Here is a 10,460-nt window from a genome sequence, read left to right as displayed (position 1 = left end):
GCCCCGCCCCGCGCCTTCCCCGTCCCCGACCTCCCCGCTCATCCGCCCCCGCCACACCGGAGACCCGCCATGACCACGCAGACCCTGCCCGTCGAGACCGCCCAGCTCAGCACCGAACGCACCCTGCCGCGGCACCTGGTGCACCGGGCCGCGCTGGCCGAGGTGTTCCTCACCGACTTCCAGTCCGTCGACGAGGAGACCTTCCACGCGTCCGCCCAGCTGCCGTCGGCGCACTTCTACTACAACGACATCACCGGCCGCACCGCGCACGACCCGATGGCCGTCTTCGAAAGCGTCCGCCAGATGCTGCTGTGCGCGATGCACCTCCAGCACGACGCGGGGGCGGACACCAAGTCCATCACCGCCACCGCCACGATGGACATCACCGACCCGGAGCCGCTGCGCACCCGCGGCCCGCTGGACCTGCTGCTGCTCGGCCGGGTCGAACTGGCCAAGGAGTACCAGGGCGCCGTCTCCCGGGTGATCCACGCGGTGCGGATCCTGGCCGGCGACCGCGAGATCGGCACCATCACCGTCGACACCGCGCAGCGCCCCGACCCGGTCTACGCCAACCTGCGCATGGGCCACCGCACCACCATGCCGCCGTCGTCCGACACGGTCTGCGCGCACCCCGGCGGCGCGCCGGTGCCGGCCTGGCTGGTCGGCCGCGAACGCGCCGAGAACGTGGTGCTGGACAGCGCCCGCACCGCCGGTGAGGACCTGGTGGCCCGGTTGCGGGTCCCGGTCGCGCACCCCAGCATGTTCGACCACCCCCAGGACCACGTCCCCGGCCCGGTGATGATGGAGGCCGCCCGGCAGGCGGTACTGCTGCTGGCCGCCGAACGCCTGGACCGCTCGCCCGGTTCGCTGTACCTGCGCAACGTCACCGCCAGCTACCTGCGGTTCGCCGAACTCGACTCCGACATCACGGTCACCGCCCGCCCGGTCACCGCCGACGACGGCGCGGTGGTCGCCGCCGAGGTCTCGTTCGGCCAGGACGGCGACGACGTGGCCCGGATGCGCGTCCAGCTCGGCGGCATCGCCGGCGCGACCGCCGCGGAGGGCAGCGATGCGATATGACGTCCCGCTCTACCTGAGCGCGCCGTCGGCGGTGCTCGGCGAGCGCGAGCACACCGCCGCCGACGCGGTGGCCGGCGGGCTCATCGACGAGGAGAACGCCGCCCGGTACGCCTACACCGCCCTGCGGGTCAGCGACCTGGCCCCGGTGCAGCTCGCCGAACGCGCGGTGCTGGCCACCCTGGCCGGCGCGGACTTCTCCGCCCGGGCCGTCGGCAGGCTGCTGTACGCCTGGACGCACCACCAGGGGCACGAGTTCTGGTCCCCCGCCCACTACGTCGCCGACCGCGTCGGTGCCTCCGGGGCCGAACCGGTCGGCATCCAGCAGATGTGCAACGGGGGCCTGTCCGCCATCGGGCAGGCCGGCCGCGACCTGATCGCCGACCCGGACACCGGCGAGGTGCTGGTCGCCACCGGTGACTGCTTTCCCGCACCGGGCTTCGACCGCTGGGGCGGCGACTACGGCGTCTGCTACGGCGACGGTGGCACCGCGGTGCTGGTCGGCCGCTCGCCCCGCGGCCGTTCGGTGCGGCTGCTGTCGCTGGAGACCGTCGCGGCCCCGGTCCTGGAGGGCATGCACCGCGGCGACGCGCCGTTCACCCCGGGCGCGCTCAGCGGTGTGAAGACGCTGCTGCCCCGGGTGTCGAAGAAGGAATTCCTGGTCCGCAACCCGGAGTTGGACTTCGGGCCGCTGGCCCGGCGGGCCGTCGTCACCGTGCTGGAACGCGCCCTGCGCACCGCCGGCGTCGCCGCCGACGATCCCCGGCTGCGGGTCGCGGGGCTGCCGCGGCTGGCCCGGCACGTGATGCGCGACGCCTACCGGCCGGCGTTCGCCTCGGCCTGCGGCGCCCCGATCGCCGAACTCGGCCTGGACACCGGCCATCTGGGGGCGGGCGACGCGGTGGCGAACCTCGCCGCACTGCTGGACGGCGGCCTCGCCGACCCCGGCGACCTGGTCGTACTGCTCAGCGCCGGCGCCGGTTTCACCTGGTCCGTCGCGATCGTGGAGGTGGCATCGCTGTGACGAACCCGTCCTCGACCGGAACCGGGACGCCCGCCGCCCCGGCCGATCCCACCCGCGCCTTCCGGCTGGACGGCCGGGTGGCCCTGGTCACCGGTGCCTCCAGCGGCATCGGCGCGCACCTCGCCCGGCTGCTGACCGCCGCCGGCGCCCGGGTCGCGCTCGCGGCACGCCGCGAGGGACCGCTGAAGGAACTGGCCGGCGAACTGCCCGGCAGCCTGGCCGTGCCGTGCGACGTCACGCTCACCGAGGACCGCGAACGCCTGGTGCGTACGGTCACCGAGGCGCTGGGGCCGATCGACGTGCTGGTCAACAACGCCGGTCTGTCGGAGATCGTCCCGGCCGAACGCCAGAGCGTGGACAGCTTCGAGGCGATCACCACGGTCAACCTCACCGCGGTCTTCGCCCTGTCCGCCGCGGTCGGCGCCGGCATGCTGGAACGCGGCACCGGCAGCATCGTCAACATCGCCTCGGTGTACGGCCTCGTGGCGAGCGGCAGCCTGCCACAGGCCGCGTACGCGGCGAGCAAGGGCGGGGTGGTGAACCTGACCCGGGAGCTGGCCGCGCAGTGGGCGCCGCGGGGCGTGCGGGTCAACGCGCTGTGCCCGGGCTGGTTCCGCTCGGAGATGACCGCCGAGATGCTGGACGACCCCAAGGGGCGCGCCTGGATCGAGCGGCGCACCCCGATGCGCCGGATCGGTGAACTGGCCGAACTGGACGGCGCCCTGCTGTTCCTCGCCGCCGGGACGAGCTCGTACGTGACCGGCGCGGCCATCCCGGTCGACGGTGGCTACCTGACGGTCTGACCCGCCCGCCGCCCGCCCGCGTGGTGCGGGGCGGGCGGCGGCCGGGCGGCCGGTCGGGTGGAGGCGGTGGGGCCGGCGGCCGAGGCCGGCTACGGCCGGACTCAGCCCGCGAGCGGCAGCCGGCGGGGCTGCTGCGGGCGGATGAGCGACAGCCCCACCGCCTTGTTCACCGCGTCGATCCTGGAGACCGCCTCCAGCTTGTCGAAGATCTTGCGCAGGTGCCGCTTGACGGTGCCCTCGGTGATGCCGAGCCGCACCCCGATCTGGCGGTTGCTCAGCGCGCAGGCGACGAGCGTGAGCACCTGCGTCTCACGGTCCGACAGCAGGCGCCCGCCGGTCGTCGCGCCGGGGGTGAGGCCAGGAGGCGGCACCGAGACGGTCACCGTCCGGCGCCCGGTGTCCACCTGCTCGCGGACCGCCGCGAACAGCGTCTCGCGGCTGGTGCTCTTGTGCAGGTAGCCGCGCACCCCGATGGCGAGCATCTGCCGTACCAGGACCGGGTGGTCGTCCATGCTGACGATGATGATGCGCAGCGTGGGCTGCCGGGTGAGCAGCCGGCGCACGGTCAGCAGCGGGTCGTCGTTGTGCGGCATCTGCACGTCCAGCAGGGCGACGTCCGGGCGCGTGCGGGCGGCGAGGCTCACCGCCTCCTCCGCGTCGGCGGCCTGCGCGACGACCTCGAAGTCCGGTTCGGCGCGCAGCAGATCGCACAGGGCCTCACGCAGCAGGGTGTGGTCGTCGGCCACGAGGATGCGCATCGGGTCGTCAGTCATGGCGGATGCTGCTCTCCTTGATCGGGATCCACAGGGCGACCGTGGTTCCGCTGCCCGGAGTGGAGCTGATGGTGACGGTCCCGTCCAGCGCCCGGGCCCGTTCCTGCATGCCGAGCAGTCCGTTGGTCCGGCCCGCCGCCCGGCCGGGCGCGGTGTCGAACCCGGTGCCGTCGTCGACGACGAGCGCGTGGATCTCGTGCGGCGCGATGGATATCTGCGCCGTCACCTGCCGGGCCCCGGCGTGGGCGAGCACGTTGCGCAGCGACTCGCGCACGATGACGAAGACCTCGTCGACGACCGGCTGCGGTGCCCAGCCGTCGTCGCCCTCGACACCGATCCGCACGGCCGGGCCGCACGGCCCCATCGCCGCCACGAAGCCGCGCAGCGCGGGTTCCAGGCGGGGGCCGCGAGCCGGCTCCGCGACCTCCGCCACGACCGGCCGCCGCAGGGCGGTGATGATCTCCCGGGCGACGCCGAGGGTGTCGACCAGGCTCTCCTTGACGTCGGCGAGCCGGGCGCGTTCCGCCGGGCCGAGGTCGCGGGCGGTGGCCTCCAGCAGTTCCAGCCGGCGCAGCACGAGGGCGAGCCCGCTGCCGATCCGGTCGTGCACCTCGCGGGCGATCATGGCCCGCTCCGCGTCGGACGGCGGGTCGGTGCGGGGGGCCGCCGGGCGGATCGTCCCGGCTGGCGTGAGCAGTCTGTCGTCGGCGGGCTCGTGGCGGTTGGACATGGAAGGCTCCCCCATCGATATCAGAGTCCGGCGACCTGATGACCCAACAATAGAGAACGACCGCTTTGTTTTCTAGTCCTTAAGAAAGCCTCTTGACACCGGGTCACGGGGGAGGTGGCTCAACCGCTCCCGGCGGCCACCCCTTCGAGGGTCAACTCCCAGATCAGGTCCATCTCTTCGGCGACGTCCCGGTCACCGCCGCCGCCCGCGCCGATCATCGCACGGCAGCGCGCCTCGGCCCCCGCCATCAGGTACACGGCCAGCGCGGCGACCGCGCGCGGCTCACCGGGCCGGCGTAACTGCCCCTGATCGGCGGCCTTCTGGAGCAGGTCGCGCACGGCGGGCAGCCAGAACAGGGTCCAGCTGTGCCCGTCCGGACGCTCCCGGGTCAGCCGGGCCGCCGAGCGCACCACGACCTCGTCCTGGAGCAGCCGGGCCAGTCCGACCGTCAGATCGACCACCGACCGCAGCGCCGGCCGGCCGCGCGCCGCCACCCCGTCGACGAGGTCCGTCATGTACGCCCCGCCCGACTCCTGCACGGCTTGGGCGAGTTCGTCCTTCGTGGAGAAGTGGAAGGTCAGCGCCCCCATGGACACGCTGGCGGTGGCGCAGATACGGGTCAGCGTCGCGCCCTCGTATCCCCAGCGGTCCATCTCCTCGGCGGCCGCCCGTATGAGGGCCGCGCGGGTGCGCACCGCCCTCTCCTGCATCACCATGCTGTTTCTCCTGGTTCGTGAATCGGAGCGGCCCCCCGAAGGCCCGGATTCCTTCCCGGGCTTCCGCGTCGAACGGGCGCGGGGCCAGGCCGCCGCCACGGACTCCGCGGGCGCGCCGCCCCCGGAGCCCTCCGGCTCTTCTGCGGTGGACACGGCATGACCTCCCCCAAAACAATAGCGATCGTTCTGTATCATCTACCCTGAGTGAACACCCATCGCGACCACGAGACAAGCAGGACACCCACTCGAACACCGCAGCTCCGAGCCACGCGTGGCGAACTCCGGCCGCAGCGGGAACGCCCCGCGGTCCGCCGTACGGGGAGCCGGCTGCCGCCGGGCCCGCCGGAGGAACGGCCGGCCGGCCGTCGGCGCGGTGGGCGCCGGAGGCGGGTACGGGCGGGCGTCGACCGGGGTCGCGGCGGCTCGCACCGGGCCGGGAGGCCGCCGGGGTGGGACGTCAACGGGCGGCGCCGCGAGCGGTGTCGGGGCCGCGATCGGCGGCGGTGGGGCCGGAACCGGACTTGGCTTCCGGCGGAGAAAAGTGGCCGAAAGCGTGATGGTGGTGCGGGGGAGGATCGGTGGGGAGTGCTGGGGGAGGGGCCGGGGTGGATCGGTGGGGGGCGATGGCGGAGGGGCTGGGCGGGGGAGCAGAGCCCGGGGAGCGGTGGCGGAGGAGCCGGGGGCGTTGCGCGGTGGTGGAGTGTCCGGTGGGGGAGCGGTGGTATGGCGCGGTGGCGTGGCGTGGCGTGGTGCGGTGGTCAGGTGGGGTGAGCGGTGGGGTGGGGCGGCGGTGCGTTCCCCGTACCGCACGGCGCCGCCGTTCCGCACCGTAGGGAGACGCAGGCGCGAACCCTCCGGCGCGGGCCCCTCCGACGGTGCGCTCCTCCGGCGGAGAACCCCTCCGGCGGCGAACCCCAGCGGTGGAGAACCCCTCCGGCGCGACCCTCCGGTGGAGAACCCCCCTCCGACGGAGAACGCCCCGGCGCGGAACACCTCCCGCGCCGGGGCCCGTCGGTGCTCAGGCCACGCTGGTCGATCCGCCGTCGACGGCCATCGCGGTGCCGGTGACGAACGTGGACAGGTCGCTGCACAGCCACGCGGCGGCCTGGGCGACCTCGACGGGCGCCGCCATCCGCCGCTGGGCGGAGTTGGCGACGAACCGCTGCTCCAACTCCGGTGACACGGACAGCACTTGCTCCATCATCTCGGTGCGCGTGCTGCCCACGACGAGGGCGTTGACGCGGATGCCGCGCTGCCCGTAGTCGGCGGCAGCCGCCTTCGTCAGGCCGATGACGGCGTGCTTGGCGGCCACGTAGGCGGCCGAGGCGCCGGTGGCGCGCAGGCCGGCGACGCTGGAGGTGTTGACGATCGAGCCGCCGCCGGACGCGAGCATGACGGGTATCTGTTGGCGCATGCAGGTCCACACGCCGCGCAGGTTGACGTCGATCGTGCGCTGGTAGTCCTCGTCGTCGATCTCGTGCATCGGCACTGCCGCGCTGACGAACCCGGCGTTGTTGAACGCCGCGTCCAGCCCGCCGAACGTGCTCACGGCCACCTTCACCGCGCGTTCGACGTCCTCGGGGACCGCGACGTCGCCGGGCACCGCGACGGCCCGGCCGCCGGCGTCCTCGATCCGGGTGACGAGTTCGGCGAGCCGGTCGGCGCGGCGGGCCATCAGGACCACCGCGGCGCCGTGTCCGGCGAACAGTTCGGCGGCGGCGGCCCCGATCCCCGCTGACGCTCCGGTGATCATGGCGGTTCTGCCGGTCAGCAACTTCTGGGCGGTGGTCATCACTCTCGTTTCCCTCAGGGGTGTGGTGCGGACCTCGGCGGTTGGCGCACGTGCGGGTGCGGTGCCCCCGGCCGGCGGGGCCGGCGCGGTCGGGCTGCCCGGGCGCGGGTCGGCGGATCCGCCGTCGGCCGCGACACGCCACCCGGGAGGTGAGGGGGTCAGGCCGTCCGGACGCCCGCGGCGGCCTCGGCGTCGAGGACGCGCAGCAGCGGTTCGTCGATGGCGGCCAGGGAGTCGACGACGTGCCGCACGCCGGACTCGCGCATCATGCGTGCCTGGTGGCTGTCCGGGTGGCGGCTGGGGTGCCCGACGAACGCCACGCCGAGGGCGCGGGTCGCGTCGGCCATCCGCGCCACGTCGTCGATGAACAGCGCCTGGTCGTACTTCAGGTCGAAGTGCTCGGTGACGATCTCGTGGACGCCGGGCCGGATCGCGTCGGTGCACACGTACCCGGGGTCGTCGAACAGCTCGCGGTGCGCACCGAGGAACGCGTCGAAGTGCCCGCGCGCCAGGCCGCCGTAGCAGACCGTGCGCAGCCCCAGCGCCCGCAGCCGCTCCAGCAGCCCGACGGCCCCTGGGTCCACGACGACCGGGTGCGACCGCAGGTACTCCTCGCGTTCCGTGAAGTACGCGGCCATCGCCTCCTGCGGCGTGACCGCTTCGCCGGTGAGCTCCACGAACAGGCGCCCGACCAGCTCCCTGGGCTGACTGAAAAGTCTTCGTTCCACCTGCGCGGTGTACGCCGCGCCCCGGCGTTCCAGGTAGCGCCGCAGGACGGGGCTGAAGGTGTCGTTGAGCAGAACGCCGTCGATGTTGATCGCCGCGAGCCGCAACTGCACGAGGGGGTGTTCCATGGGGACGCCTCACAAACTGCTGTCCGGCCGCCGCATGCCACTCCGACGGCACATCTGATGATGACGTGGAACGGCGCGGGCCCGCGCGGGAGCGGCCCACCGGAAGACCGTAGACCGCCGACGACTCGCAGGTCTGCTGCTTTTTCGGCCCCCGTGGCCGGAAACAATCGGACAACGTCGTCCGTGGAGGCGGGAGTCCGGTGGGCCCGACCGCGGTGCGGCGGCCCGAAGCCGCGCGGGAACGGGGGACGAACGCGCGCCGGAGCGGCGGTACGACGGGGGCGGGCGTGCCCGTATGACGGTATGACGGTGTTGCCCGTATGCCCGTATGCCCGTATGCCCTCGCGGCGGGTCGGGGGTGCCGGTGTTCCCGTGGCGGGGGCCGACCACCGGTGACGCGGTGGCGGCGTCCCCGTAACGTGCCGTCAACCCGCCTGTGACGCGCAGTCAACGGGCGGCTGATGTGATGTCAACCAGTCGTTGGCGTGACGTCAACAGACTGGCGGCGCGACGTCAGCGAGCCGATGGCGTGACGTCGACGGGCCGCCGGACCGGTTTTCAGTTGTTCAGCTGTTCGGTCGATCGGCTGTTGAACCGATCAGCTGTTGAGTCGTTCAGCTCGTCGCCCCCGCTGCCTGCGCGGGGGCGGTGGCGGCCAGCCGTACCCGGAGCGGGTTGACCTCGGTCCGCGCGACGACGGCCGGCACCGCGACGCCGGGCAGCAGCAGCCGCCACATGCGCACGGCCCGGTCCGGCAGGTCCTGCCGTCCGCTCACCACCGACGCGTACATCTGCATGCCGGTACACGCCTCGACGACGAATTCGGCCAGCTCGCGCGGCTCCACGCCGGCCTGGAGCTCGTTGTTCTCGGCCGACTCGGTGAGGATGCCGGTCATGATGTCCGCCCACTCCTGGTACGGGGTGGCGTCCTGAAGGCCGAACGTGGCCTGCTCGCCGGTCAGCCGCACGCCCGCGCGCAGCATCGGGTCGCGTTGCAGCTGGAACGACCAGATCAAGGTGATGTCGACCAGCCGCTGGAGTCCCTTGGACCCCAGGAACGGCACGATCGACTCCGACTGGGCGTTCATCACCGCCCGCGCCAGCGCTTCCTTCGACTTGAAGTGGAAGTACAGCGCGCCCGCGGTCACGCCGGCCCGCTCCAGGATGCGGTTGATGCTCGCCCCGGCGTACCCGTACTCGTCGAACATCTCCGCCGCCGCGTTGAGAATCGCGTCGCGGGTCTGTTCGGCCCGCTCTTGCCTCGGCCGCGCCATGCCACCTCCAAAAAGAGAACGCTCTGAATGTATAAGGGCGACCCCTTGCCGCGCCACCCCCCGTGCCGATCCCTGCTCGCCGGGGCGCCACCGGACCCACTTGGACCCCAAAAGCCCCGGTAAAACGAGGTACCGCGCCCTCCGCTTGCTCAATACATGACTAACTCTTTACTCCCGCTGCGGACCCAAAGAAACAGAGCACTCTTTATGTTTGTGGGGCTCGAGGACATCGGCCGCGAGACGGCCCACCCGTATCGCCCACCGACGCAGGCATAGGTTTCAGGGGGAATCTTCATGTCCAAGCAGACCCAGCAGACCGCCGTCAGACCGGTACCGGCAGCCGCGCAGGCGGCTCCCGCGCCGGCCGGCAACGTGTCGCCCGAGTCCGTTCACAAGGTCGTGGCGGGCGAGGTCCTGCTCACCGGCCACCACCAGACCGGCCAGGACGCCTTCGACGTCACCGCCCGCTGGCCGCAGGAGCACCCCTTCTACGGTCCCCGGCACGGTTTCCACGACCCGCTGCTCGTCGCCGAGTCGGTGCGGCAGTGCGTTCCCTTCCTCAGCCACGTCGCGTACGGCGTGCCGTTCGGCCACCGCCAGTCCTGGAGCCGGATGCGGTACGCGCTCTCACCGGCCGCGCTGGTCGCCGGCGAGCGCGCCGCGAAGATAGAGATGCGCATCGCCTGCCCCGAGGTCGTGCGCCGCGGCGCGACGCTGTCGTCGGTGGACATGCGGGTCGACATCCTGCGCGACGGGGTGCTGCTGGGCACCGCCCAGGCCGGCTTCCTCAACCACTCGCCGGCCGTCTACCGCCGCCTGCGCGGCGCGTACGCGGACCTGGACGAGGCCAGAAGCCGCATCCTGCCGCTCGCGCCGCCGGTCGCCCCGCGCCGCGTGATCCGCGAGGACTTCGCCGACGTGGTGCTCTCGCCCACCGACGTCCCGCACCGCTTCCAGCTGCGCGTCGACCTCAGCCACCCGGCCCTGTTCGACCACCCCGTCGACCACGTCCCCGGCATGCTCCTGCTGGAGGCCGCCCGCCAGGCCGCCCACTCCGTCACCTACCCGCGCACCACGATCCCCGTCGCGCTCGACGCCGTCTTCAGCCGCTACGTCGAGTACGACGCCCCGTGCTGGATCCACGCCGACCCGCTCCTGCCCGACGACACCGCCGGCCGCCCCCGCGTCCTCATCTCCGCCCACCAGTCCGGCCGCTGCGTCTTCTCCTGCGTCGTCACGATGGACCACCTGCCGTCCTTCTGACGGGGGCAGTGCCCGCCCGGGCCGGAGGTCTTCAGCGTCGAGGTCTTCTCGGTCCGCAGGTCTTCTCGGCGTCGAGGTCTACTCGGTCCGCAGTCTTCTCGGCGTCGCGGTCTACTCGGTTCCCGTGTCCTCTCCGTCCCCGAGTTCCTCGGGT

10 protein-coding genes are annotated in these 10,460 nt (G+C 72.9%); 4 read left to right on the top strand and 6 right to left on the bottom strand.

Annotated features, from left to right (window positions below):
* Positions 1-69: 69 nt before the first annotated feature.
* The 3 genes from POF43_RS30475 to POF43_RS30465 are packed head-to-tail and all read left to right on the top strand — an operon-like array spanning position 70 to position 2,904.
* A complete protein-coding gene (locus tag POF43_RS30475) occupies positions 70-1,080 on the top strand; it encodes an AfsA-related hotdog domain-containing protein (protein WP_271324944.1) in 1,011 nt (336 codons plus the stop codon).
* Positions 1,070-2,101 carry a ketoacyl-ACP synthase III family protein gene (locus POF43_RS30470; protein WP_271317129.1) on the top strand — a complete coding sequence of 344 codons (1,032 nt, stop codon included), beginning with the start codon at positions 1,070-1,072 and terminating at the stop codon, positions 2,099-2,101. The genes POF43_RS30475 and POF43_RS30470 overlap by 11 nt, the downstream gene beginning before the upstream one ends.
* Positions 2,098-2,904 carry an SDR family NAD(P)-dependent oxidoreductase gene (locus POF43_RS30465; RefSeq protein ID WP_271324945.1) on the top strand — a complete coding sequence of 269 codons (807 nt, stop codon included), beginning with the start codon at positions 2,098-2,100 and terminating at the stop codon, positions 2,902-2,904. The genes POF43_RS30470 and POF43_RS30465 overlap by 4 nt, the downstream gene beginning before the upstream one ends.
* 101 nt (positions 2,905-3,005) lie before the next feature.
* Here POF43_RS30465 and POF43_RS30460 read toward each other — a convergent pair whose 3' ends face one another.
* The 6 genes from POF43_RS30460 to POF43_RS30435 form a co-directional block, all read right to left on the bottom strand.
* Positions 3,006-3,677 (bottom strand): response regulator, encoded by a 672-nt coding sequence (locus POF43_RS30460; protein ID WP_271317127.1) that lies wholly within the window; start codon positions 3,675-3,677, stop codon positions 3,006-3,008.
* Positions 3,670-4,407, bottom strand: coding sequence for a sensor histidine kinase (locus tag POF43_RS30455; RefSeq protein ID WP_271317126.1), 738 nt, complete (start codon positions 4,405-4,407; stop codon positions 3,670-3,672). Before POF43_RS30455 ends, POF43_RS30460 begins: the two co-directional genes overlap by 8 nt.
* Positions 4,408-4,526: 119 nt before the next feature.
* A complete protein-coding gene (locus tag POF43_RS30450) occupies positions 4,527-5,123 on the bottom strand; it encodes a ScbR family autoregulator-binding transcription factor (protein ID WP_271317125.1) in 597 nt (198 codons plus the stop codon).
* Between the two features lie 1,018 nt (positions 5,124-6,141).
* A complete protein-coding gene (locus POF43_RS30445; protein WP_271324125.1) occupies positions 6,142-6,915 on the bottom strand; it encodes an SDR family NAD(P)-dependent oxidoreductase in 774 nt (257 codons plus the stop codon).
* A gap of 158 nt (positions 6,916-7,073) precedes the next feature.
* Positions 7,074-7,769: an HAD family hydrolase gene (locus tag POF43_RS30440; protein WP_271324126.1), complete on the bottom strand. Its 696-nt coding sequence runs from the start codon at positions 7,767-7,769 to the stop codon at positions 7,074-7,076.
* A 614-nt stretch (positions 7,770-8,383) separates the two neighbouring features.
* On the bottom strand, positions 8,384-9,043 hold the full coding sequence (locus POF43_RS30435) for a ScbR family autoregulator-binding transcription factor (RefSeq protein ID WP_271324127.1): 660 nt from the start codon (positions 9,041-9,043) through the stop codon (positions 8,384-8,386).
* Positions 9,044-9,337: 294 nt separating this feature from the next.
* On the opposite strand from POF43_RS30435, the gene POF43_RS30430 reads away from it, so the two are divergent.
* On the top strand, positions 9,338-10,306 hold the full coding sequence (locus POF43_RS30430) for a ScbA/BarX family gamma-butyrolactone biosynthesis protein (protein ID WP_271324128.1): 969 nt from the start codon (positions 9,338-9,340) through the stop codon (positions 10,304-10,306).
* Positions 10,307-10,460: the final 154 nt, after the last annotated feature.

The organism is Streptantibioticus silvisoli (assembly GCF_027947535.2).
GTDB lineage: Bacteria > Actinomycetota > Actinomycetes > Streptomycetales > Streptomycetaceae > Streptantibioticus_C > Streptantibioticus_C silvisoli.
Note: the sequence above shows the minus strand (reverse complement) of the source record. Positions and strands in the feature narration are given on the sequence as shown.